Source organism: Rhizobiales bacterium NRL2 (genome assembly GCA_001664005.1).
Lineage (GTDB): Bacteria > Pseudomonadota > Alphaproteobacteria > Minwuiales > Minwuiaceae > Minwuia.
Window position 1 is genome coordinate 1,923,678 of record CP016093.1, and the last position, 22,644, is coordinate 1,946,321.

21 protein-coding genes are annotated in these 22,644 nt (G+C 68.2%); 13 read left to right on the forward strand and 8 right to left on the reverse strand.

Going from position 1 to position 22,644, the window contains the following annotated elements:
* Nucleotides 1–40: 40 nt before the first annotated feature.
* The 3 genes from TEF_08890 to TEF_08900 all read right to left on the reverse strand — a co-directional run bounded on the left by TEF_08890 (nucleotide 41) and on the right by TEF_08900 (nucleotide 3,646).
* Nucleotides 41–1,153: a hypothetical protein gene (locus TEF_08890; GenBank protein ID ANK80899.1), complete on the reverse strand. Its 1,113-nt coding sequence runs from the start codon at nucleotides 1,151–1,153 to the stop codon at nucleotides 41–43.
* 169 nt (nucleotides 1,154–1,322) lie between these two features.
* Complete coding sequence (locus tag TEF_08895; protein ANK80900.1) at nucleotides 1,323–2,111, reverse strand: 2-deoxy-D-gluconate 3-dehydrogenase; 789 nt, start codon at nucleotides 2,109–2,111, stop codon at nucleotides 1,323–1,325.
* Nucleotides 2,112–2,215: 104 nt separating this feature from the next.
* Nucleotides 2,216–3,646 (reverse strand): hypothetical protein, encoded by a 1,431-nt coding sequence (locus TEF_08900; GenBank protein ANK80901.1) that lies wholly within the window; start codon nucleotides 3,644–3,646, stop codon nucleotides 2,216–2,218.
* Here TEF_08900 and TEF_08905 point away from each other — a divergent pair.
* From TEF_08905 to TEF_08920, 4 genes are all read left to right on the forward strand, one after another.
* Nucleotides 3,625–4,533 (forward strand): 16S rRNA (cytidine(1402)-2'-O)-methyltransferase, encoded by a 909-nt coding sequence (locus tag TEF_08905; GenBank protein ID ANK80902.1) that lies wholly within the window; start codon nucleotides 3,625–3,627, stop codon nucleotides 4,531–4,533. The two genes, TEF_08900 and TEF_08905, sit on opposite strands and share 22 nt — an antisense overlap.
* Entirely contained in the window at nucleotides 4,520–4,894 is a 375-nt protein-coding gene (locus TEF_08910; protein ID ANK80903.1) for a hypothetical protein, read from the forward strand. The genes TEF_08905 and TEF_08910 overlap by 14 nt, the downstream gene beginning before the upstream one ends.
* A gap of 108 nt (nucleotides 4,895–5,002) precedes the next feature.
* On the forward strand, nucleotides 5,003–5,572 hold the full coding sequence (locus TEF_08915; protein ID ANK83375.1) for a hypothetical protein: 570 nt from the start codon (nucleotides 5,003–5,005) through the stop codon (nucleotides 5,570–5,572).
* Between the two features lie 13 nt (nucleotides 5,573–5,585).
* A complete protein-coding gene (locus tag TEF_08920; GenBank protein ID ANK80904.1) occupies nucleotides 5,586–6,380 on the forward strand; it encodes a hypothetical protein in 795 nt (264 codons plus the stop codon).
* An 11-nt stretch (nucleotides 6,381–6,391) separates the two neighbouring features.
* On the opposite strand, the gene TEF_08925 is transcribed toward TEF_08920, so the two are convergent.
* Nucleotides 6,392–7,477 (reverse strand): hypothetical protein, encoded by a 1,086-nt coding sequence (locus TEF_08925; GenBank protein ID ANK80905.1) that lies wholly within the window; start codon nucleotides 7,475–7,477, stop codon nucleotides 6,392–6,394.
* Nucleotides 7,478–7,596: 119 nt separating this feature from the next.
* Between TEF_08925 and TEF_08930 the strand changes: the two genes are divergently transcribed.
* The 8 genes from TEF_08930 (at nucleotide 7,597) to TEF_08965 (ending at nucleotide 18,662) form a co-directional block, all read left to right on the forward strand.
* Complete coding sequence (locus TEF_08930; protein ID ANK80906.1) at nucleotides 7,597–8,535, forward strand: glutathione synthase; 939 nt, start codon at nucleotides 7,597–7,599, stop codon at nucleotides 8,533–8,535.
* Nucleotides 8,536–8,697: 162 nt separating this feature from the next.
* Nucleotides 8,698–11,370: an aconitate hydratase 1 gene (locus tag TEF_08935; GenBank protein ANK80907.1), complete on the forward strand. Its 2,673-nt coding sequence runs from the start codon at nucleotides 8,698–8,700 to the stop codon at nucleotides 11,368–11,370.
* Nucleotides 11,371–11,445: 75 nt separating this feature from the next.
* A complete protein-coding gene (locus TEF_08940; protein ID ANK80908.1) occupies nucleotides 11,446–12,183 on the forward strand; it encodes a hypothetical protein in 738 nt (245 codons plus the stop codon).
* A 240-nt stretch (nucleotides 12,184–12,423) separates the two neighbouring features.
* The gene (locus TEF_08945) at nucleotides 12,424–14,193 is read left to right on the forward strand and encodes a hypothetical protein (GenBank protein ANK80909.1); all 1,770 of its coding nucleotides are present in this window, start codon (nucleotides 12,424–12,426) and stop codon (nucleotides 14,191–14,193) included.
* A gap of 4 nt (nucleotides 14,194–14,197) precedes the next feature.
* Entirely contained in the window at nucleotides 14,198–15,079 is an 882-nt protein-coding gene (locus TEF_08950; protein ID ANK83376.1) for a 4-(cytidine 5'-diphospho)-2-C-methyl-D-erythritol kinase, read from the forward strand.
* Nucleotides 15,080–15,121: 42 nt separating this feature from the next.
* Nucleotides 15,122–15,763: a cytidylate kinase gene (locus TEF_08955; protein ANK83377.1), complete on the forward strand. Its 642-nt coding sequence runs from the start codon at nucleotides 15,122–15,124 to the stop codon at nucleotides 15,761–15,763.
* 87 nt (nucleotides 15,764–15,850) lie between these two features.
* Complete coding sequence (locus TEF_08960) at nucleotides 15,851–17,593, forward strand: 30S ribosomal protein S1 (GenBank protein ID ANK80910.1); 1,743 nt, start codon at nucleotides 15,851–15,853, stop codon at nucleotides 17,591–17,593.
* A 157-nt stretch (nucleotides 17,594–17,750) separates the two neighbouring features.
* Nucleotides 17,751–18,662, forward strand: coding sequence for a hypothetical protein (locus tag TEF_08965; protein ID ANK83378.1), 912 nt, complete (start codon nucleotides 17,751–17,753; stop codon nucleotides 18,660–18,662).
* Between the two features lie 249 nt (nucleotides 18,663–18,911).
* Here TEF_08965 and TEF_08970 read toward each other — a convergent pair whose 3' ends face one another.
* Complete coding sequence (locus TEF_08970) at nucleotides 18,912–19,523, reverse strand: disulfide bond formation protein DsbA (protein ID ANK80911.1); 612 nt, start codon at nucleotides 19,521–19,523, stop codon at nucleotides 18,912–18,914.
* Between the two features lie 77 nt (nucleotides 19,524–19,600).
* Here TEF_08970 and TEF_08975 point away from each other — a divergent pair, with 77 nt between their 5' ends.
* Nucleotides 19,601–20,215, forward strand: a complete 615-nt coding sequence (locus TEF_08975; protein ANK80912.1) for a hypothetical protein — start codon at nucleotides 19,601–19,603, stop codon at nucleotides 20,213–20,215.
* Nucleotides 20,216–20,440: 225 nt separating this feature from the next.
* Here TEF_08975 and TEF_08980 read toward each other — a convergent pair whose 3' ends face one another.
* From TEF_08980 to TEF_08990, 3 genes are all read right to left on the reverse strand, one after another.
* Nucleotides 20,441–20,989, reverse strand: coding sequence for a hypothetical protein (locus TEF_08980; protein ID ANK80913.1), 549 nt, complete (start codon nucleotides 20,987–20,989; stop codon nucleotides 20,441–20,443).
* Nucleotides 20,986–22,122 carry a phosphonate metabolism protein PhnM gene (locus tag TEF_08985; GenBank protein ID ANK80914.1) on the reverse strand — a complete coding sequence of 379 codons (1,137 nt, stop codon included), beginning with the start codon at nucleotides 22,120–22,122 and terminating at the stop codon, nucleotides 20,986–20,988. Before TEF_08985 ends, TEF_08980 begins: the two co-directional genes overlap by 4 nt.
* Before the next feature lie 183 nt (nucleotides 22,123–22,305).
* Nucleotides 22,306–22,593, reverse strand: a complete 288-nt coding sequence (locus TEF_08990; GenBank protein ID ANK80915.1) for a hypothetical protein — start codon at nucleotides 22,591–22,593, stop codon at nucleotides 22,306–22,308.
* Between the last annotated feature and the right edge of the window lie 51 nt (nucleotides 22,594–22,644).

The following is a 22,644-nucleotide window of genomic DNA, read 5'->3' on the forward strand; positions in this document are numbered from 1 at the left end:
GGACCGGCCCCTGAAGACCGGTCCGTCCGACGGAACGCGATCAGCTTTCGCTGCCGGTATCCGTATCGGCGTCGTCGATGTCGCCCTCGGCGACTTCGCCGTCATCGGTGGAGCCGTCATCGGTACCGTCATCGGCCACGTCGCCGTCATCGGTACCGTCATCGGCCACGTCGCCGTCGTCGGTTGAACCGTCATCGGTACCGTCGTCGGCCACGTCGCCATCGTCGGTCGAACCGTCGTCGCTGCCGTCGTCGGCCACGTCGCCATCGTCGGTCGAACCGTCGTCGGTGCCGTCATCGGCCACGTCGCCGTCGTCGCCGTCATCGATTCCATCGTCGGCATCGTCGATACCGAGAAGATCGTTGACGGCCTCGGCGACGTCCTGATCGACATCCTTGTTGGCCGCCGCCTCGAGAGCCGCTTCCGCCTCGGCGCTGTCCTTGCCATTCTCGGCCACCGTGTCCGCATAGGCCTGGATCAGCCCGACGCGGGAGTTCGGTGCAGCATTGTCACGCGCGGTCTGGGAGGCGTGCGCGGCATTCAGCGCGCCCAGCTTGCCGGCGAGGTTGCCGCTTTCGTCAGCATCGTCGATCTCGCCGTCATCGAGATCGGCGTCCGCGCGGGCCGTGGCGCTCGTGTCGAGGCCTCGGCCTCTGCCCTGCCCCCGACCGTTCGTATCGCCTTCGACGTCTGCGCTTGCGCCGAGGCCACGGCCCGGGGCGTTTCCGCTCTGGCCGGGAGCCGTGCCGCTCAGACCGGGCGCCTCGGCGCTCTGGCCGGGCGCGCTGCCGCCATGACCCGGCGCGCTGCCGCTGTTGCCCGGGCCGCCATCGCCGGCATCAGCACTCGCGCCCGGACCGCCGCCGCCGGGACCACCACCGGGGCCGCCGCCGGGTCCACCGCCGGGACCGCCGCCGCCGGGACCACCACCGGGGCCGCCGCCGGGACCGCCGCCGCCGGGACCGCCACCGGGGCCGCCGCCGCCGGGTCCGCCACCGGGGCCGCCGCCGCCGGGACCACCCTTGGCCAGGGCGGCCGGCAGTTCGAACGTCAGCTTCTTGCCGTCGATGCCGGCGTCCATCATCAGGGCGCCGCCAAAGGCGACGGCGCCGAGCGCCAGCATGCTTGTCGTCTGTTTCAGCCGGTTGATCATTTCCTGGAATCCTCCCGAGAGGTTGGATTTTCGGAACGCGGAAAGGCCCGGCGTTCCGTGTGGACGCGCAAGTGCCGCGCGCCCCTTCCATGAACAATCTAGTAGCTGCAACCGGCGGACGTTATGACCGGCTGGTGATCAAACTGTGACGCCGACAGGTCCGGTCCGGTCAGAACACCCAGTAGCCGCCGTCGATCAGGAAGCTCTCGGCGGTGTGGAAGCCGGAGGCCTCCGACATGATGTAGACGGCGATGCCGCCGAAGTCTTCCGGGCGGCCCCAGCGGCGCATGGGCATGCGCGGCATGACGTTGCCGTGAAACCGCGGATCGGCGAAGGCCTTTTCGGTCATCTCCGTCTCGATCCAGCCCGGCAGGATGGCGTTGGCGGTCACGCCATGGCGCGCGAACTCGATCGCCAGGGCGTTCATCATCGAGACGAGACCGCCCTTGGAGAAGGCATAGTGTTCATTGCGCGCCGGGCCGGACAGCGCGGCAAGGGAGGCGGTGCCGACCAGCCGGCCGAAGGGATCGCCGTTCTTCGAACGCTCGACCATGTGCCGCGTGGCGGCGCGGAAGGTGAAGAACGCGCCCTCCATGTTGACCGACATGACGTGGCGCCAATCCTCGATCGTCATCTCGGTGAAGGACGTCCCGCGCGCGGAGACGCCGGCATTGGCGAAGCAGCCATCGACCCGGCCATGGGCCTCCAGCGTTTCGGCGAAGCGCCTGTCCACATCCTGCTCGTCGGCCACGTCGCAGACGAACGCCGTGTGCGTGCCGCCGGGCCCGGCGGCCTTCAGCCGTTCCAGCGCCTCGGCGTTCTTGGCCTCGTTGCGGCCCCAGATCGAGACATCGCCGCCGGCGGCCGCGATGGCCTCGCCGAAGCCCAGACCGATGCCGCCATTGCCGCCGGTGATCAACGCCACCTTGCCCGTCAGATCGAACGGCTGGTACGCCATGTCGCTTCCCTCCCCGATATCGTTTGCTCGCCGCGCCCGCCGCGGCCCTCGGGAAGGTCGGATAGCAGATAACGCGCCTCTCGCGCCATCCGCTCCGTGCGGGATCAGTTGATCAGCAGATCGAAGTTCTCCGGCGCTTCGTCGATCACCGCCGGGCCGTTCTCCGTCACCCGCAGGATCGAGAGCTGACGGTCGGTGGTGTTGTCCGGCCCGATCCGGAATGCGCCCAGATAGGCGCGGAAGCCGTCCGGGTTGTGCAGCCGGTCTGCCGAGAACGGGTTCTGGCCGGGCTGGGCCGTGCGCACCAGATCGGCCGTCATCGCCACGGCGCCATAGGCGAGTGCTGCGATATCCAGTGGCGTTTCGCCGTACTCCGAGCGGTAGCGGTCGCTGAAGGCGTTGATCAGTTTCGGATCCGGGTGGGGGAACCAGGCGCCGATCAGCGTCGGCTCCGTCTCCAGGCCGTCACCGTACCAGCTGCTCATGCCCAGATAGCGCACCGTTTCCGGATCGATGTCGTAATAGGCCAGCAGCGGCGCCATGGTCTGCAACCGGCTGCGCGGCTCGGCGATCAGCACGGCGTCGAACGGCGGGTCGCCGAAGGTGTCCAGGTTTTCCAGCCGCCGCAGCGCCTGCTTCGAGATATCGTCACCGCGGTTCTTGAGCCGGGCGCGCTCTCGTTTCAGGGCGGCTGCGCGCGCGTCGTAATCGGCGAAGGATCTGGCGGCGTTCAGCAGACGGTCGTCGCTCGCCTGCGCGCCGGCGGGATAGAAGTAGATCCGTTCGGCGGCGGCGCCTGCGTCGATGGCTGCCTCGCGCAGGTTCTCGGCCACCACCCGGCCGTAGTTGGAATCCGGCAGCAGGGCGCCGAACCGCGAATAGCCGTTGCGCGCGGCGAAGCCGACGATGCGCCTTATCTCCGTCTCGGGGGTCAGACCGAGGATCAATGTGCCGTCCGAGGCTTTGGAGGCGTCGTTGGAAAAGGCCAGCACCTTGATGCGGTTGCGGGCGGCGATGTCGCGCACCAGGGGTACGTGATCGCCGAACAGGGGGCCCAGAATGATATGTGCGCCTTCGGCAACCGCGGCTTCGGCGGCGGTCCGGGCGCCCAGCGGCGTCGATTCCGTGTCCTTGGGCATCAGCATCAACCGATCAGCGCCCTGGTCGAAGACGGCCATCTGCGCCGCCTTCAGCATCATCTGGCCGACAGTGCCGGCGCGGCCGCTGAGCGGCGCCAGCAACGCCACTCGCACCGGCTGACCGGATCCGACCAGTTCCCGCATGCGGGGGTCGCTGGCGGCGGCGGTCTCGAAGTCGTTCAGGGAGTCGCTCGCCAGACCGCCGGGCAGGGCCGGCTTGTCAGGTTCGGTCGAAGGCGCAGGCCGCGGGTCGGGTGTGGTCGCCACTTCGGGCGTCGCCGTGGTAGGTTCTTCCCGCTGCGCCTGCTCGCATCCGGCGGCGGCGAAGGCGACGAGAACAAGCGCGCATACGCGGCGGCGGTAGGGGATCGAAAATCGTCTCATCAGGGCACCCATCTTCTTCTTGTACCGAGCCTGCCGAAACCGATCCGCGACGCCCGAAGCCCGGAAGCGGACTCTACGTCGTCGCCACGCCGATCGGCAATCTCGGGGACATCTCCGAACGCGCCAGAGAGATCCTCGCGAGCGCCGATCTCGTCCTGGCGGAGGACCGGCGGATGGCGGCCAGACTTCTCCAACACATAGGCGCGCGGACCACAGTCGCCAATTACCACGAGCACAATGCGGCCAGAGCAAGGCCGGACATCCTGCGCCGCCTCGCCGAAGGTCAGGTGATCGCGCTGACCAGCGACGCCGGGACGCCACTGATCTCCGATCCCGGTTACAGGCTCGTCGACGAGGCGCTGGAGGCCGGCGTGCCGGTCCGGGCCGTCCCCGGCCCCTCCGCGGTGATCGCGGCTCTGTCGGTTTCGGGCCTGCCCACGGATCGGTTCATGTTCGTCGGATTTCCGCCGCCGAAGCAGGCGGCGCGGCGCAGCTTCCTGGCGGAGGTCGCCGGCATTGCCGCGACATTGGTGCTCTATGAATCGCCGCGCCGGCTGCCGGACTGCCTGCGTGACATGGCCGCGGTCCTGGGCGACCGGCCGGCGGCCGTGGCGCGGGAACTGACGAAGCTGCACGAGGAAGTGCGCCGGGGAGGACTGCCGGACCTGGCGGACCACTACGCCGCCGAGGGCCCGCCGAAGGGCGAGATCGTCATCATCGTCGGCCCCCCGGCGGCGGCGGAAACCGACTGGGCGGCGATCGACCGGGAACTCGCCGACAGGCTGACGCGGGAGAGCCTGCGCGACGCCGTCGACGCGGTCGCGGCCGGAAGCGGCGCCCCCCGCAAGGCGGTCTACCGCCGGGCGCTGGCGCTGAAGGACGGCGATGGCGGCGCGTAGCCGGGCGGACCGGCGTGCCGCCGAGCGCGCCGGACATCGCGCCGAATGGCTGGCGGGGCTGTGGCTGCGGCTGAAGGGCTTCCGCGTGCTGGCGCGCAATGTGCGCACGCCCCATGGCGAGATCGACCTGGTTGCGCGCCGTGGCAAGATCGTGACCTTCGTCGAGGTCAAGCGCCGCGACGACGAGGATGACGCCCGTCGTGCGGTGACCACCCGCCAGCGCGACAGGATTGTCCGCGCAGCCCGCCATCTGGTGGATTCCGGGCGTTTAGGAGCCGATGTCGAGGGCTTCCGCTTCGACGTGGTGATCGTGCGCCGCGGACGCCTGCCGCTGCATATTCCCGATGCCTGGCGACCCTGAGGCGCGCGACGCATGCCGGATGCGCTAGAATGCGCGGGTGATTCGCTTCCATCAGGAGCCACGGCAATGAGCAGAATACCCTTGTCGAATTTCGCCGCCGCCGCCGCGATGGCCGCCGGAATTGCGGCCGCCCTGGGCGGCTGCACGGGCGCGGTGCTCGGCGGCGGGGCCGCCGCCGGGATCGGCGTGGCGCAGGAGCGCTCGTTCGGCGACGCGATCGACGACACCACCATCGCCACGAAACTGTCTGCGGCACTGCTCGACGACAGCTTCAGACTGTTCCGCGACGTCGATCTGGAAGTGGTCGAGGGCCGCGTCCTGCTGACCGGCAAGGTGCCGGAAATGAAGGACAGGCTGCGCGCCGAGGAACTGGCCTGGAAGGTCAAGGGCGTGAATGAGGTGGCCAACGCCATCCAGGTCACCTCGGAGGGCGGCATCGGCTCCTACGCCCGCGATGTCCGCATCTCCAACGAATTGCGTCTGGCCATTCTGGGCGATTCCAAGATCCTGGGAATCAACTACTCGATCGAGACCGTCGGCGGCGTGGTCTATCTCATCGGCATCGCCCAGAGCGAGGAGGAACTGGACCGCGTGATCCAGCACGCCCGTTCGATCAAGGGCGTCAAGAAGGTCGAGAGTTATGTGCGCCTTAAGGACGATCCGCGGCGGACAAGCTGACGGGGCGCCCGGGATGGACTGGCGCGGCGAACTGAGCGAACAGGGCCGGCGGGACAACGATGCCCTGGACATCGCCGGCACGTTGCTCGCCCTCTCCGCGGCGGACGATCCGGCGCGCGATCTGACGCCGGCGCGGGACGAACTGGCGGCGCTGGCCGAACCGCTGGCGGCGCAGGCCTCGGCCTCCGCTCTTGCCGACCGGATCGCCCGCGGCCACGGTTATCGCGGCGACGCCGAGACCTATGACGACATGCGCAACGCCGACATCGCCGAGGTGGTGCGCCGGCGCAGGGGGCTGCCCGTCGCGCTGGGGCTGCTCTACATGCATTGCGGCCGCGCCCAGGGCTGGTCGATCGCCGGCCTCAACTTCCCCGGCCACTTCCTGCTCCGGCTTCAGGGCGGGGAGAAGCCCGAACTCATCGATCCCTTCAACGCCGGCAACACCATCACTCCGGCGGAAATGAGCGCCATGCTCCAGCGAATGAACGGGGCCGGTGCAAGATTGCAGCCCGGCCACATGGCCGCGGTTCCGGTGCGGCACGTGCTGATGCGGCTGCAGAACAACATCAAGATCCGGGCCCTGCAGGCCGGCGACACGGACAGGGCGGTGGCGGTGCTGGAGCGGGTCAGCCTGTTCGCGCCGGCGGAGGCGGCTGTCTGGCTTGAATGGGCGGGGATCGAGAGCGGGCGGGGCAACATGCGCCGCGCGCTGGCCCTGCTCGACCGGGGCGCGGAGCACGCCGCCGACGAGGTCTCCAAACTCGCCATCGCCGACGCCCGGCAGGCACTGGGCCGGCGTCTCAACTGAGCGGTTCAGCATCACCCGGCGTCGCTGGAGAACATGATTGCGGCGAGCCGTTTCCGCGCGAAGGCAGAGGCGCCGAGCAGCCGGATCAGACCGTCTCGTACGGCCTTCGTCAGCGGTCCCGAGGCGGTAACGAGCCGGAACCCCCTGTCGGCGGCGCGCATGACACCCTTTGCCGCTTCCAGCCGGCGGCGCTGATAGCCGTCCAGGTCGCCTTCGGAGACGGCGCGCGCGAAATCGAAGGCGTCGTCGATGCCCAGGTTCATGCCCATGCCGCCGACCGGCGAATGAACGTGGGCGGCGTCGCCCGCCAGCCAGACGCGGCCGTGGCCGAAACAGTCGACGCGGCGCTCGCTGAGCCCGAAGCTGTTGCGCCAGCTCACCGTGCCGAGCGCCATTTCGCGGCGCACTCTCGCGTCCAGGTCGGGATGGTTGCCAATGGCGCGGAAGCGGCCGTCACCCAGGGTGATCATGAACATCGCCAGGCTCGGGTCGTCCAGAAAGGCTGCGGCCTGGCAGTCGGGCCAGGGCCAGTCCACTTCGGCGTCGAGCAGCGACCAGTCGCCTTCATAGGGCACGCCTTCGAATTCGACGCCCAGGCTTCGGCGGGTAATGCTATGCGCCCCGTCGGCGCCCAGAACACGGTCGGCCTCGAAGATCTGCCCGTCATCGGTCGCGACCGACGCGATGCCGTCGTTCTGCCGGACCTCCGCGGCTTCGGTGCACCAGAGAATCTCGATACCGCGCGCCTCGGCCAGTCCGGCGAGGATCGCTTCGGTGCGGCTCTGGGGCAGTGCGACCATGGTCGGCGGCGGCGCGGCCGGTTGCGGGATATCGAGCGTGGTGAGCGCGCGGCCATTGCGGAAGAATCCGACGCGTTGCAGCGGGGTCGCCGCGTCCAGGATCGGCAGTGCCGCCCCGACCGTATCGAGATGAAGCAGGCTGCGGCGGTTGACGCCGACGGCGCGGGATTCGCCGATGGTGTTGTCCAGCCGTTCCAGCACCCGGACCGCATGCCCGCGCCGGGCAAGCGCCAGCGCTGCGCTCAGCCCGGTGGGGCCGGCGCCGACCACGACGATGCTGGCAGGCGCGCCGGTCATGCAGGCGACGTGGGGACGGCGGGACCGCGGTCAATGTCGGCGCCTGCGGCGGAACGGCTTTTGACCGGCCCGGCGTACGCCCTATCATCGCGGCGGAATTCTTTGGGGAGCGCTGCCGGATGAGCCTGAAAGTCGCGGTCCAGATGGACCCGATCGCCGCGATCGACATCAACGCCGATTCCACCTTCGCCCTGATGCTGGAGGCGTCGGCGCGGGGGCATCGGCTCCACTATTATCTGCCCCAGGAACTGGCCTGGACCGGCGGGCGGGTAAAGGCCCGCCTGCGCGAGGTCGAGGTCCGGCGGGAAAAGGGCAACCATTTCACCCTGGGCGAGGACCGCATCGCCGACCTGACCGAGATGGACGTCGTCCTGCTGCGTCAGGATCCGCCCTATGACATGGCCTATCTGACGACGACCTACCTGCTGGAGCGCATCCATCCGAAGACCCTGGTGGTCAACGATCCCGCCGAAGTGCGCAATGCACCTGAGAAGCTGTTCGTCACCGATTTCGTCGACCTGATGCCGGCGACCCTGATCACCCGCGACACGGCGATGATCCGGGCCTTCTACCACGAGCATGGCGACATCATCGTCAAGCCGCTCTACGGCAATGGCGGGGCGGGCGTCTTCTACCTCAGGGACGGCGATCACAATCTGAGTTCCCTGCTGGAGATGTTCCAGCAAATGTTCCGCGAGCCTCTGATCGCGCAGAAGTTCCTGCCCGCCGTGCGCGAGGGGGACAAGCGGATCATCCTGGTCGACGGCGAGCCCGTCGGCGCCATCAACCGTGTCCCGGCGGAGGGCGAGTCCCGTTCCAACATGCATGTCGGCGGGACGCCGCTGAAATCGACGCTGACCGAGCGGGAGCACGAGATCTGCACCCGCATCGGCCCCGAGCTGAAAGCGCGCGGCATGATCTTCGTCGGCATCGACGTGATCGGCGGCCTGATGACGGAGATCAACGTGACCAGCCCGACCGGGATCCAGGAGATCGACCGCTATGACGGGGCCAATCTCTCCGGTCTGATCTGGGATGCGATCGAGGCGAAGCGCTAGGCTGCGCCCCGTCCGGCGCCCTTGCGCCATCTTGCCTTCGCATGCGCAAATGAGGCAGGAATCCGGCGGGCCTTTCGCCTATAGTGCGCGACGAATTCGGTTGGGGACGAACCGGCGCGCCATGCCGGGCAATCGAGGCACAGATTCTAACCACGGAAGGAGTTGGGAGTGGGCGAGGACACCTTGAAGACGCGCCGCAGCCTCGACGTTGGGGGCAAGACCTACGACTATTTCAGCCTGAAGGCGGCGGAGGCGGAACTGGGCGACCTGTCGGTTCTGCCCAAGACGCTGAAGGTGCTGCTTGAGAACCTGCTGCGCTTCGAGGACGGGCGCACGGTCACGACCGACGACGTGAAGGCGGTCGCCGAATGGCTGAAGGAGCGCCGCTCCGACCGGGAGATCGCGTACCGGCCGGCGCGCGTGCTGATGCAGGACTTCACCGGCGTTCCGGCTGTGGTCGACCTGGCCGCCATGCGCGCCGCCATCGAGTCGATGGGCGGCGATGCGAAGAAGATCAACCCGCTGAGCCCGGTCGATCTGGTGATCGACCATTCGGTGATGGTCGATGCCTTCGGCACCCCGCAGGCCTTCGAGAAGAATGTCGAACTGGAATATTCCCGCAACAAGGAGCGCTACGAGTTCCTGCGCTGGGGCTCCACCGCGTTCGACAATTTCCGCGTCGTGCCGCCGGGAACCGGCATCTGCCATCAGGTGAACCTGGAATACCTCGCCAAGGTCGTCTGGACGAAGGAGGAGGGCGGCAGGACCGTCGCCTATCCCGACACGCTGGTGGGCACCGACAGCCACACCACCATGATCAACGGTCTCGCCGTGCTGGGTTGGGGCGTTGGCGGCATCGAGGCCGAGGCGGCCATGCTGGGACAGCCGATCTCCATGCTGATTCCGGAGGTCGTGGGCTTCCGGCTGACCGGCAAGCCGAAGGAAGGCACCACCGCCACCGACCTGGTGCTGACGGTCACCGAGATGCTGCGCAAGAAGGGCGTGGTCGGCAAGTTCGTGGAATTCTTCGGCCCCGGCATCCGCGAGATGAGCCTGGCCGATCGCGCGACCATCGCCAACATGGCGCCGGAGTACGGCGCCACCTGCGGCTTCTTCCCGATCGACGAGGAAACGCTCGCCTACATGCGTTCGACCGCGCGGCCGGACGACCTGGTGGCCCTGACGGAGGCCTACGCCAAGGAACAGGGATTCTGGCTGGACGACGTGGAGCCCGTCTTCACCGATACGCTGGAACTCGACATCTCCACCGTCGAGCCGTCCCTGGCCGGGCCGAAGCGGCCGCAGGACCGGGTGCCGCTGTCGATCGCGGCGGACGCGTTCGACAAGGCGCTGACGAAGGACTTCAGCGTCCCCGACAAGGCGAAGTCGGTGCAGGTGAAGGGCGCCGACTACGCGATCAGTCACGGCGATGTCGTGATCGCGGCCATCACGTCGTGCACAAACACGTCCAACCCGGGCGTGATGCTGGGCTCGGGCCTGGTGGCGCGCAATGCGGTCGCGCGGGGGCTGACCGTGAAGCCGTGGGTCAAGACCTCGCTGGCGCCGGGCAGCCAGGTCGTCTCCGACTATCTCGCCCAGGCGGGTCTGGACGATGATCTGGACAAGCTCGGCTTCAACCTCGTCGGCTATGGCTGCACCACCTGCATCGGCAATTCCGGGCCGTTGCCGGAGCCGATCGCCGACGCGATCACCGAGGGCGATCTGGTGGCCTGTTCGGTCCTGTCGGGCAACCGCAATTTCGAAGGCCGCGTGAACCCGCACGTGCAGGCCAACTACCTGGCTTCGCCCATGCTGGTCGTGGCCTACGCCATCGCGGGCTCGATGCACGTCAACCTGCTGGAGGATCCGCTCGGCCAGGATCCGGACGGCAATGACGTCTATCTGAAGGACATCTGGCCCTCGAACCAGGAGGTCATCGACACCGTCCGCGACTGCGTGAAGAAGGAGATGTTCCTGAACCGCTATGGCGACGTCTTCAAGGGCGACGAGCACTGGCAGAAGATCGACGTCTCCGGCGGCCTGACCTATGACTGGGACTCCACCTCGACCTATGTCCAGCACCCGCCCTATTTCGAGGGTATGCAGGCGGAGCCCGGCGAGGTGAGCGACGTCAGGGATGCACGCATCCTGGCGGTGCTGGCCGACTCGGTGACCACGGACCACATCTCGCCGGCCGGTTCCTTCAAGGAGGAGACGCCGGCCGGGCGCTATCTGACCGACCATCAGGTGCCGCCGCGGGAATTCAACTCCTACGGCTCCCGCCGCGGCAACCACGAGGTCATGATGCGCGGCACCTTCGCCAATATCCGCATCCGCAACGAGATGGCTCCCGGCACCACCGGCGGGATCACCCGCCACATGCCTTCGGGTGAGGAAATGCCGATCTACGACGCGGCCATGCGCTATGCGGAGGAGGGCGTGCCGCTGGTCGTCGTGGCCGGCAAGGAGTACGGCACCGGCTCGTCGCGCGACTGGGCGGCGAAGGGGACGCGCCTGCTGGGCGTCAAGGCGGTGATCGCGGAAAGCTTCGAGCGCATCCACCGCTCCAACCTGGTGGGCATGGGCGTGCTGCCTCTGGTCTTCAAGGATGGCCAGAACCGCGAGACGCTGAAGCTGACCGGCGAGGAGATCATCTCCCTCGGCGGCATCGAGAGGGGGATCAAGCCGCGCATGGACGTGCCCTGCACCATCACCCGGGCGGACGGTTCGACGGAACAGATCAACCTGCTCTGCCGCATCGATACGCTCGACGAGGTGGACTACTACCGGCACGGCGGCATCCTGCAGTACGTGCTGCGCCGCCTGGCGGCGTAGGGGCCGGTGCGATTGACGGGCGGGTCACCCATGTGTGACTCGCCCGGATCGCGGCGCCCTCCTAATTTCCGGCGCATGACACGCGTGAGATCATGGCTGGCCCTGGCGGCCGCGGCGCTTCTGGCGCCGTCGAGTTGGGCAGAGGACGCGCCAGGCAATCTCACCGTGGTCGAGCTGTTCACCAGTCAGGGATGCAATTCCTGTCCGCCCGCCGACAGGTTGCTGGGCGAACTGGCGGCGCGGAAGGACGTGCTCGGGCTCAGCTACCACGTCGACTACTGGGACTATCTCGGCTGGAAGGACACGTTCTCCCTGCCGGAATCCTCCGTGCGCCAGCGCGGCTATGTGGGGCACGCGGGCGGGCGCTACGCCTATACGCCGCAGATCGTCGTCGGCGGCGAGCATCAGGTCGTCGGCAGCCGGCGCGCTGCGGTCGAGACTGCGATCCGCGAGGAAGCCGCCGAGCCCATGACGGTGGAGATCCGGGCGCGGCCGGATGGCGGCGGCATGTGGCATGTCGCGATGGAACCGACCGAGCTGCCGGAGATCGTCTGGGTCTGGCTGGTAACCTTCGACGACCGTCACGACGTCGACATCGAGCGGGGCGAGAACAGCGGCAAGACGCTCTCCTACTACAATGTCGTTCGCCGCATCGAACGCATCGCCACCTGGGACGGGCGGACCGCGCTCGACGTGCCGGTCGACATGCGGCAGGCTTGGGCGGATGGCCGCGACGGCTGCGCCGTGATCGTTCAGACGGCCGGTTTCGGTCCGGTGCTGGGCGCCGCGCGCATACGGCGGAATGGAAGCTGACGGCCGGCGGACAGGCGGCGCGCTTTCCATTTGTGATCCGGATCACAAGATGATGCGCTGAAGTGGCGTTCGCGCCGCGTCCGGTTGGCCGGGAGCCGTCGAATCCGGCCCGCAGCGCCGGATTTCGGGGGCGGCCGCTCATGAAGGGTTAACCCGGATCTGTGAGATTTGCTATTGCGGCTGACCGGGAAGCTCTGGAAGATCGGATTTATGGGTATTCTTGCGCTGAGAACTGGAAGTGTGGCCCGCACCGTCTGGGCGAGCGCCGTGCTGATCGCCGCAACGGCCATGACCGCCGGTGCGGGGGAAGGGCTGCCCGACAGCGATTTTTCCGAACTGCCGCAGGTCGCCGCGGTGACCGGTCAGTCCTCGGCCCAGACCCCCAGGGGCCAGAGGCTGAGTGGGGAAGGGTTCGGCGCCTATCTCGCCGGACGGCAGGCCCGCAAGGACGGCGATACTACCGCCGCTGCGCGCTACTATGCCATGGCGCTGGCCGCCGATCCGGACAATGACAGGCTGGCCCGGCGCGCCTTTGTCCTCGACGTCAGCGAGGGCCTGTTCGATCGCGCCATCCCGCTGGCCAACCGCGTGCTGGCCGGGGACGAGGCGGCGCCGGTCGCGAACCTCACCATTGCCGTCGACGATCTGAAAAACGGCCGTTACGGCAAGGCCGAAGCGCGGATCGCCGGCGCTGCAAAACGTGGCGCCATGCGCCTGGTGGGCCCGTTGCTCCGTGCCTGGGCCGCCTATGGCGCCGGCGACGTCAAGGGGGCGCTGGCCCGTCTCGACCAACTGCAGGGCAACGAAACCTTCAAGCCCTTCGAAATGTACCACCGGGCGCTGCTGCTCGGCGCATCGGGCGATCCGGACGGAGCGCTCGCCGCGCTCGATTCCCTGCCCGACGACGTCGGCCTGGATCTGCGTTCGCGCCTTGTCTACGCATCGCTGATCGAGCGGCGCGACGGCCGCGAGGCGGCGCTGGCCTATCTGAAGGGACTGACCGCTCGCTATGGCGAGGATCCGGTGTTGCGGACCTACCTGACCGGCGAACGGCCGGTCGCCGACGCCTTCCCGGTCAACGATGCCGGGGACGGCGCGGCGGAAGCGCTCTATGGCGCTGCGTCGGCGCTGGCGCGGGATGCGGTCAATGACGTCTCGCTGGTCTATCTCAGGCTGGCGCTGCACGTCCGTCCCGATCTGGATGTCGGCTACGCGCTGCTGGGGGACATGCAGGAGGAAAGCGGCCGCTGGGACGCGGCCATGTCGTCCTACCGGCGGATCGACGGCGAGTCGCCCTACAAGTGGGGCGCCAACATCCGCGTCGCCTGGGCGCTCGACACGCTGGGCCGCACCGACGATGCGATATCGCTGCTGCGCACGATGGCGAACCAGCGCAAGCAGAACATCACCACCCTGGCGACGCTGGCCGACGTCCTGAGGGGCCACCGCCGCTTCGACGAGGCGGCCAGGGTGTACGCCGAGGCCATCGAACGCATCGAGACGCCGGGTGCGCGGCACTGGTCGCTGTTCTACGCCCGCGGCATCGCGCTGGAGCGCACCCAGCGCTGGAAGCAGGCCGAGTCCGACCTGCTCAAGGCCCTGGAACTGAATCCCAATCAGCCGCTGGTGATGAACTATCTCGGCTATTCCTGGGCCGATCAGGGTGTGAACCTGGAAAAGGCGGTGGCCATGATCCAGAAGGCCGTCGACCTGCGGCCGACCGATGGCTACATCGTCGACAGCCTGGGCTGGGCCTATTACCAGAAGGGCGACTTCGATAACGCAGTCAAGCAACTGGAACGCGCCGTCGAACTCAGGCCCGAGGATCCGACGATCAACGATCATCTGGGCGATGCGCTCTGGCATGTCGGCCGCCGCCGGGAGAGCTGCTACCAGTGGCGTCACGCCCTGCAGCTCGATCCCGAGCCGGAGCAGGCGGAGCGCATTGTCGAGAAGCTGAACGGCGGTCTGGACGAGGGTTCCAGGGCTTTCCGTGGCTGCCTCTTCTGAGGCAATCGCACCCGCCGCGCTTTTCGAGGACGCGCCGGCCAAGCTGAACCTGTTCCTGCACGTCGTGGGCCGCCGCGACGATGGCTATCACCTGCTGGAGAGCCTCGTCGCGTTCACCGATATCGGCGATCGCCTGTCGGCGACGGTTCCGGCCGACGGTACGCTGTCCCTCACCGTTTCCGGGCCCTTCGGGGCGCTTCTGACCGAGTCCCCGGAGAATCTGGTGCTCCGCGCCGCGCAGTCGCTTCGGAGCCGCCTGGGCGTCGGTGCCGGCGCAGCGCTGCATCTGGAAAAGAACCTGCCGGTCGCCTCGGGCATCGGCGGCGGTTCGGCGGACGCGGCCGCGGCCCTCCGGTTGCTGAACCGTCTCTGGAAGGGAGGGCTGGAGGACGGGGATCTGGCCGGGATCGGCCTCGCGCTCGGCGCCGATGTGCCTGTCTGCATCGCCTCCCACGCCGCCCTCATGAGGGGTGTCGGCGAAGTGCTGGAGCCGGCGGCGCTGCCCGCCCCCTTCGGCGTTCTGCTGGTCAACCCGCTGCAGCCGGTCTCCACGCCCCGGGTCTTCGCCGGCTTTCGCCGCACCGGGCGCTTTGCCGCGCGCGCCGCCCATGACTGGACGGCCGAGCGCGATCCCCATCGCTGGCTGCATCATCTCGCGGCGGCGGGCAACAGCCTGCAGGCGCCGGCCGAAACGCTGCTGCCGGAAATTGCGACGATCCTGTCGGTGCTGGGCGAACTGCCGGAATGCCTGCTGGCGCGCATGTCCGGATCCGGCGCGACCTGTTTCGCACTGTTCCCCGACGCGGCAGCCGCGGCGTCCGCGGCGCGGGATTTCGGCGCGCGCCGTCCCGATTGCTGGGTGGCGGCGGGGCGGTTGCGGGGTTAATCATCGCCTGCGGATTCAAGGCAGGATGGAACGCCCATGAGCATGGTCATCGCGGTGGACGGGCCGACGGCTTCCGGCAAGGGGACTCTCGCCCGCCGGCTGGCGGCGCATTTCGGCTTTGCCTATCTGGACACCGGCTCGCTCTACCGCGCGGCGGCGTTGCGGCTGTTGAGGGCGGGCGGCGACGGGTCGGACGTCGCCGCCGCCGTGACGGCGGCGCAAGGGATCGGACCCGACGATCTCGCCGATCCGGCCCTGCGTGAGGAGGCGACGGGCAACATGGCTTCGCGCGTGGCCGCGCTGCAGCCGGTGCGCGATGCGCTGTTCGCGCTGCAACGAGACTTCGCCGCCTGCCCGCCGGCCGGTCTGCCCGGCGCCGTCCTCGACGGACGCGACATCGGCACCGTCGTCTGTCCCGATGCCCGGGTGAAGCTGTTCGTCATCGCCGATGTGACGGCGCGGGCGCGCCGCCGACACCTCGAACTGACTGGGCAGGGACGGGAGGTCGCCTACGAGACCGTTCTGCGGGATCTGGAAGCCCGGGACGCGCGGGATTCGGCCCGCGCCAGCGCCCCGCTCGCGCGGGCGGACGACGCAGTGTTGATCGACACCACCAAATTGGATATAGAAGCCGCGTTCTCCGCGGCGCTGGAGGCGTGTGCGTCCCGTATGGACGGGAGCTGACGCCGGCTGCGGAGGGTCCGAAGGTTGCGATCGCCCCCGGCGTCGCAAAATCAAGCCTCGGGCCGCTGAAAGGAGAGAACCCTCGAAATGAGTGATGTTAACGCCGGAGCTGGCACTCAGCTCCCGAGCCAGGATGATTTTGCCGCCCTCCTGGACGAAACCTATGGCTCCGAAGACAATCTCGAAGGCTCGGTCATAAAGGGAACCGTGCTGGGCGTGGAGAATGACCACGTCATCGTCGATATCGGTCTGAAGACCGAGGGCCGCATTCCGCTTCGCGAGTTCCAGAACGGTGGCCGGCCGCCGGAAATTCATGTGGGCGACTCGGTGGAGGTCTATCTCGAGCGCATCGAGAACGGCCAGCACGAGGCCGTCATCAGCCGCGACAAGGCACGCCGCGAGGAAGCCTGGGCGAAGCTGGCCAAGTCCTTCGACGCCAACGAGCGCGTCGAGGGCATGATCATCGGCCGGGTCAAGGGCGGCTTCACCGTCGACCTGTCCGGCGCGGTGGCGTTCCTGCCGGGCTCCCAGGTCGACATCCGTCCGATCCGCGACGTGACTCCGCTGATGAACACGCCGCAACCGTTCCAGATCCTGAAGATGGACCGCCGCCGCGGCAACATCGTCGTCTCCCGCCGTGCCGTGCTGGAAGAGACCCGCGCCGAGGCCCGCCAGGAGCTGATCCAGCGCCTGGAGGAAGGCATGATCACCGACGGCGTGGTCAAGAACATCACCGACTACGGCGCGTTCGTGGACCTGGGCGGCATCGACGGCCTGCTGCATGTCACCGACATGTCCTGGCGGCGCGTCAATCACCCGACCGAGGTTCTGAACATCGGCGAGACCATCAAGGTCCAGGTGATCAAGGTCAACAAGGAGACCCAGCGCATCAGCCTCGGCATGAAGCAGCTGCAGGAAGATCCGTGGGACGGCGTGGCGCTGAAGTACCCGGTCGGCGCGAAGCTGACGGGCCGCGTCACCAACATCACCGACTACGGCGCGTTCGTGGAGCTGGAGGCCGGCGTCGAAGGTCTGATCCACGTCTCCGAGATGTCCTGGACCAAGAAGAACGTCCATCCGGGCAAGATCGTCTCCACCAGCCAGGAGGTGACGGTGCAGGTCCTGGAGGTCGATCCGGAGAAGCGCCGCATCAGCCTGGGCCTGAAGCAGACCATGGACAATCCATGGGACAACTTCGCGGAGACCCATCCCGTGGGCTCGACCGTCGAGGGCGAGGTCAAGAACAAGACCGAGTTCGGCCTGTTCGTCGGCCTGGACGGCGAGATCGACGGCATGGTCCACATGTCCGACCTCAGCTGGGACGCTTCGGCCGAGCAGGCCATGAACGACTACAACAAGGGTGATCACGTCCGCGCCGTGGTGCTGGATGTGGACACCGAGAAGGAGCGTATCAGCCTCGGCATCAAGCAGCTCGAGAACGATCCGTTCGCTGGCGCGAAGTCGCTCAAGCGCGGCGCGACCGTCACCTGCTCGGTCACCCGCGTGCTCGACGCCGGTCTGGAGGTCGAGACTTCGGAGGGCCTTTCGGGCTTCATCCGCAAGGGCGACCTCAGCCGCGACCGCTCCGAGCAGCGGCCGGACCGCTACGCCGTGGGCGACAAGCTGGATGCCAACGTCATCAACGTCGACAGCAAGACCCGCCGGGTCAACCTGTCGGTGAAGGCGCTGGAAGTGGCCGAAGAGAAGGAGGCCGTGGCGAATTATGGCTCCTCCGACTCCGGCGCCAGCCTTGGCGATATCCTGGGCGCCGCCCTGAAGGCGCGCATGGAGGCCGGCAAGGACGACGAAGAGGAAGACGGCGACAAGTAAGGCCTGAAACGGGGCGCGCCCTTGCGGCGCGTCTCCGCAGGTCTACGATCGCGTGCGGGGAGCGTCATCGGCGCTCCCCGTTCCTTCTTTCGGGGTCGGGGAATTGGCGGCAACGGGCGACATCGACTGCTGGGTGCTTTCCAACGGCGGCGCCGGCATGCTCAACCAGTGCATCGGCCTGGCCGAGGCGCTGGACGTCGCGTGGACCGACAAGCGCGTGGCCATCCGCCAGCCCTGGCTCAGCCTGCCGCCCGGTCTGTGGCTCAGGCCCTTCGCCGCGCTCGGTCCGGGGTCCTCGGACCTGCGGCCGCCCTGGCCGGACCTGCTGATTGCCAGCGGCCGCCAGACCGTCGCCATCGCCGCCGCCATCCGCCGTGCCTCGGCGGGCCGCACATTTACCGTCCAGATCCAGAAGCCGGGTATCCCGCCCCGGCATTTCGACCTCGTGGTCACGCCGCAGCATGACCGGCTGGCCGGTGCGAACGTCGTCGCCACCATGGGCGGGCTGAACCGCATCACGCCGGCACGCCTCGAGACCGAGGCCGTCCGCTTCGCCGACAGCGTCGCCCATTTGCCGCGCCCGCTGATCGCCGTGCTGGTGGGCGGCTCCAGCAAGGCCTACCGGATGACGGACGCCAGCTGCCGCGATCTCGCGGCGAAGCTGCGCGCCCTGGCCGAGCGGGAAGAGGCGGGGCTGCTGGTCACCGCGTCGCGCCGCACCGGCGAGGCCAACGCCGCCGTCCTCCGGGAGGCGCTGGACGGCGTGCCTCATCTCTGGTGGGACGGGAGCGGCGAGAACCCCTTTCTGGGATGGCTCGGTCTCGCCGACGGTTTCGTGGTCACGGCCGATTCCGTGAACATGATCTCGGAGGCCTGCGCCACGGGAAAGCCGGTCATGGTCCACGACCTGCCGGGTGGCACGGCCAAGTTCGACCGTTTTCACCGGCTGTTCCGGGAGGCCGGTCTGGTCCGGCCCTTCGACGGGCGGCTGGAGCGCTACTCATACCAACCGCTGAACGAGACCGCCGAGGTCGCCCGCATCGTCCGGGAGCGCATGGCGGGGCGGTAGGTCCCTTTAGATCGTTCCGCTGTTTGATTGAACCGCCACTCACTCGGCGTGTCACCCCCGCCTCTGTGCGGGGGTCCGGAGCGGCTTCGCCGCAAGTCGACAAACTGGCCGGATGCCCGCACAAGGCGGGCATGACACCGAAGCTCCACTGGCAACTCAATCTCCCCAAGGCTTGCTCTGGAATCCCGGGGCCGGCGCTTGCCCCGATATGTCATTGCCCGGACAAGACGGGCAGCGACAATTGCTACTCTAGCCCGCCTTCTGGCGCGCGATCTCGTCCTCGACGTCGCGCAGCTTGTCCTTGCCGAAGAACATCTCGTCGCCGACGAAGAAGGTCGGGCTGCCGAAATTGCCGCGCTCGACCGAGGCCTCGGTGTTCCCGATCAGCTTCTGCTTGATCGCCGGGTCCTGCGTCGCCTCGACAAGGGCGCGGCCATCGAGGCCGGCGGCGTCCAGCACCGCCGCGACGGTCTCGGGATCGTCCATCTTGCGGTTGTCCTCCCACATGGCGCGGAAGACGGCCTCGACATAGTCGCTCAGCCGGCCGTCGCGCTCGGCCGCCAGGGCGCCGCGCATGATCAGCACCGTGTTGACGGGGAAGTGCTCGTTCCAGCGAAACCCGCTGATGCGGTGGTTCTCGACGAAACGCTTCATCTCGAGCTGCCCGTATTCCGCCTTGTTGCGGATGCCCTTCAGGCTTTCCATGGGCGAGACGTTGCCGGTCAGCTTGAAGACGCCGCCCAGCAGGACGGGCACGTAGTCGAACTTCGCGCCGCTACGCTGCTCGACCGCCGGGATGACGCGGTGCGCGAGATAGGCGTTCGGGCTGCCGAAATCGAAATGGAATTCAACCCTGGGCATCGATAATCCTCCCCTTCTGCCGGCGGGGAGCGTATCACGGCGGTGGCGATCTCGGCAGCCATTCGGGAGGCGGAACGATGGACAGGATCGAGACCATCGATCAACTGGAGACGATCTATGGCGAGGCGCCGGAGCGGGCGCTGGCCAAGGAAAGCCCGACGATCATTCCGGAATACGCCGCCTTCATCCGCCGCGCGCCGTTCTGCATGCTGGCGACCGTCGGGCCGGAGGGCGTCGACGTCTCGCCCCGCGGCGACCCGCCGGGCTTCGTCCGGGTGGCCGACGAGCGGACGCTGATGCTGCCGGACCGGCGCGGCAACAACCGGGTGGATTCGCTGCGCAACATCGTGCGCGACGGCCGCGCCTCCCTGATCTTCATGATCCCCGGCATCGGCGAGACGCTGCGCGTCAACGGCGGCGCGGACCTGTCGATCGATCCCGGTCTGCTCGACAGCTTCGCCTTCGAAGGCAAGACGCCGCGCTGCATCGTCCGGGTCCATGTCGAGACCGTCTATTTCCAGTGCCAGAAGGCGCTGGCGCGCTCGGGCCTCTGGGACCCGGCGGCGCGGGCGGACCGCTCCGAGGTGCCGACCGCGGGGCAGATGCTGCAGGCGCTGATGAAGGACAGGGACTTCGACGGCGACGATTACGACCGGACCTATCCGGAACACATGGCCCGGACAATCTATTAGAGTGTTCTAATGTTTGATGGGTCGGCCCAGGCCCGTCGCCCCCGGACTTGATGCAAGGCTCCAGCAAACCAAAGGACCGGGTCCTGGGGTCAAGCCCCGGGACGCCAAGTGATTCCATTCCTTCTCGGAAGACCCCAAGTCCGCTCACGGATGAGCGCAACGGTTGTCAAAGGCAAGCCGGCTGCGGGGCGGATGGGTCCGGCGTCCGCCCCCTGCAGGCTTCGGTCAGCCCGCCAGCGAGGCTTCGACGTACTGGCGGAAATGCTGGATCGGCGGGGTGCGCATCGTCGGGTCCTTGGCCAGGTCGTCCCAGCGGCGGAGCTTCACGGCTTCCTGCGCGAAGGGACGGTGGACGAAGTACTCGGCCTCCCGGCCCGTGAAAGGCCCGCCCTGCACCGCCAGCGAGGTGACGGAGGCGGGCGAGAGCGTGGCGAAGTACTCCAGATCCGTGGCGCAGAGAAAGCGCTTGGCGTCGACATGCAGCCGCACCGGCTCGGTCACGTCGGGACCGAACCACTTCGCCAGTTCATCGGCGCCGATCGCCTCGTGACGCAGGTCCTTGCCCTGGTTCGCGGCCTCGGCGTCGTCGTCCAGCAACAGGTGCCCGTAGTCGTGCAGCAGCGCCGCGGTGATCGTGGCGGGGCTGGCGCCGTCCCGTTCGGCCAGCAGGGCGCACTGCACCCCGTGGGCGAGCTGGGTCACGGCCTCGTTGCCGTACATCCGGCCGCCGCGTGCAGCCAGCAGGTGCAGGATCTCGCCGGCAATATCGCTCATGCGACCCGCCTTCCCTCGCGCCAGACGCCGCGCACGACCGGCAGGCCGTCCACCAGCCGGACGCGGACGAGATCGGCGCGCAGGCCCTCGGCGATCTCGCCCCGGTCGGCGAGGCCGGTGGCTTCCGCGGGGTTGACCGTCACGGTGCGCATGGCGTCGGCGAGATTCATCTCCGGCGCGTGGCGGGGCAGATCGAACGCCGCCTGCAGCAGGCTGTAGGGGATGTAATCCGAGGAAAGGATGTCGAGCAGTCCCAGCCGAGCCAGCTCGGCGGCGGCGATATTTCCCGAATGCGAACCGCCCCGGACGACGTTGGGCGCCCCCATCAGTACCTTCATGCCATGGCCGTGGGAGGCGCGGGCGGCTTCCTCGCGGGTCGGGAACTCGGCGATGGCGACGCCGTCGGCGATGGCTTCGGCGACATGGCCGGCGGTGGCGTCGTCATGGCTGGCGAGCGCCAGTCCCATGCTGCGCGCGCGCTCGACGATGCGCCGCCGGTTGTCCGGCGCAACCCGGGCGCCGCGCGCCTGCCGGTCGACGATGAAGGCGTCCAGCTTCTCGGTCGACCAGCCGGTCTTGCCGCCGTAGTAGGTCCGGAACTGGTCGAGATCGGTGAACTGCCGCTGGCCGGGGGTGTGATCCATCAGCGAGACCAGACGGATGCGGGGGCTGTCGGCCATGCGTTCGAATTCGTCGGCGGCGTTGTCGGCCGACAGCTCGCAGCGGATATGCAGCAGATGGTCGGCGCGGGTCATGTCGGCGTCCAGCGCGTCGGCGATCGCGCCGGCCAGCACCATGGCGTCTTCGCCGACATTTTCCGAATCGGCGTCGTCGCCGACGCGCAGCGCATCGAAGACCGTGGTGATTCCGCTGGCCGCGACCTGGGCGTCGTGGGACAGCACCGCCGCGATCGGGTTCCATTTCACCTTCGGCCGCGGCAGGTAACAGCCCTCCAGGAAATCGGTGTGCAGCTCGATCAGGCCGGGCAGCAGGAAGTCGCCGTCGATATCCTCGCCCGTGACGCCACGGCCCTCGGAGAAGGCGGCGATGCGCCCGTCACGCAGAACCAGCGAGCCGGTGACGACGCGGTCGCGCAGGACGATCTGCGCGTTGTCGAATACCGTCTCGCCCATCTTCGCGGCCCTCCGTTCTGCCGGCGGCCTGCCCGCCGCTCCGTCCAATAGCGCAAAGCCGCCGCCCAGTCAGCGGGGCATGAGCACGCGCCGGATTCCGCCGCCGCGACGACGGCAGGGGATAACCTCTGATTCTGACGGATTTGTGCCGCTTTTCTTACCGTTGCATGACCGCCCCGGCGATCAGCGCATCCTGGCGCGGGCCTTCTCGAAGGTGCGCTGCAGATCGTCCCAGGCATTGTCGAGGCCGCGCAGAAAGCCTTCCCAGCTCTCGTCGCTCTGGTCCTTGGCTTCCTCCCAGCGGTCGCGCAGCAGCTGACGGCGCTCGCGCAGTTCGCGGAGGTATTCTTCGTAGTCGCTGGAACCGCCGACGTCGGAACGTTCGGCATTCTCTTCCAGCTTGACGATGTCCATGTCCGCCTGCTTCAGGCGGGCGTGCATCTTGCGGGCATATTCTTCCTGGCGGTCCATTGTTCTTCTCGTTTGCCGTTGGCTGACATGCGGACCGGCCGCACCGATCCA

What these genes read in the sequence shown, in the direction of transcription:
- TEF_08890 (ANK80899.1), bottom strand. Translation starts at nt 1,153, where the DNA reads ATGATCAACCGGCTGAAACAGACGACAAGCATGCTGGCGCTCGGCGCC.
- TEF_08895 (ANK80900.1), bottom strand. Translation starts at nt 2,111, where the DNA reads ATGGCGTACCAGCCGTTCGATCTGACGGGCAAGGTGGCGTTGATCACC.
- TEF_08900 (ANK80901.1), bottom strand. Translation starts at nt 3,646, where the DNA reads ATGGGTGCCCTGATGAGACGATTTTCGATCCCCTACCGCCGCCGCGTA.
- TEF_08910 (ANK80903.1), top strand. Translation starts at nt 4,520, where the DNA reads ATGGCGGCGCGTAGCCGGGCGGACCGGCGTGCCGCCGAGCGCGCCGGA.
- TEF_08915 (ANK83375.1), top strand. Translation starts at nt 5,003, where the DNA reads ATGGCCGCCGGAATTGCGGCCGCCCTGGGCGGCTGCACGGGCGCGGTG.
- TEF_08920 (ANK80904.1), top strand. Translation starts at nt 5,586, where the DNA reads ATGGACTGGCGCGGCGAACTGAGCGAACAGGGCCGGCGGGACAACGAT.
- TEF_08925 (ANK80905.1), bottom strand. Translation starts at nt 7,477, where the DNA reads ATGACCGGCGCGCCTGCCAGCATCGTCGTGGTCGGCGCCGGCCCCACC.
- TEF_08930 (ANK80906.1), top strand. Translation starts at nt 7,597, where the DNA reads ATGAGCCTGAAAGTCGCGGTCCAGATGGACCCGATCGCCGCGATCGAC.
- TEF_08940 (ANK80908.1), top strand. Translation starts at nt 11,446, where the DNA reads ATGACACGCGTGAGATCATGGCTGGCCCTGGCGGCCGCGGCGCTTCTG.
- TEF_08955 (ANK83377.1), top strand. Translation starts at nt 15,122, where the DNA reads ATGGTCATCGCGGTGGACGGGCCGACGGCTTCCGGCAAGGGGACTCTC.
- TEF_08960 (ANK80910.1), top strand. Translation starts at nt 15,851, where the DNA reads ATGAGTGATGTTAACGCCGGAGCTGGCACTCAGCTCCCGAGCCAGGAT.
- TEF_08965 (ANK83378.1), top strand. Translation starts at nt 17,751, where the DNA reads ATGCTCAACCAGTGCATCGGCCTGGCCGAGGCGCTGGACGTCGCGTGG.
- TEF_08970 (ANK80911.1), bottom strand. Translation starts at nt 19,523, where the DNA reads ATGCCCAGGGTTGAATTCCATTTCGATTTCGGCAGCCCGAACGCCTAT.
- TEF_08975 (ANK80912.1), top strand. Translation starts at nt 19,601, where the DNA reads ATGGACAGGATCGAGACCATCGATCAACTGGAGACGATCTATGGCGAG.
- TEF_08980 (ANK80913.1), bottom strand. Translation starts at nt 20,989, where the DNA reads ATGAGCGATATTGCCGGCGAGATCCTGCACCTGCTGGCTGCACGCGGC.
- TEF_08985 (ANK80914.1), bottom strand. Translation starts at nt 22,122, where the DNA reads ATGGGCGAGACGGTATTCGACAACGCGCAGATCGTCCTGCGCGACCGC.
- TEF_08990 (ANK80915.1), bottom strand. Translation starts at nt 22,593, where the DNA reads ATGGACCGCCAGGAAGAATATGCCCGCAAGATGCACGCCCGCCTGAAG.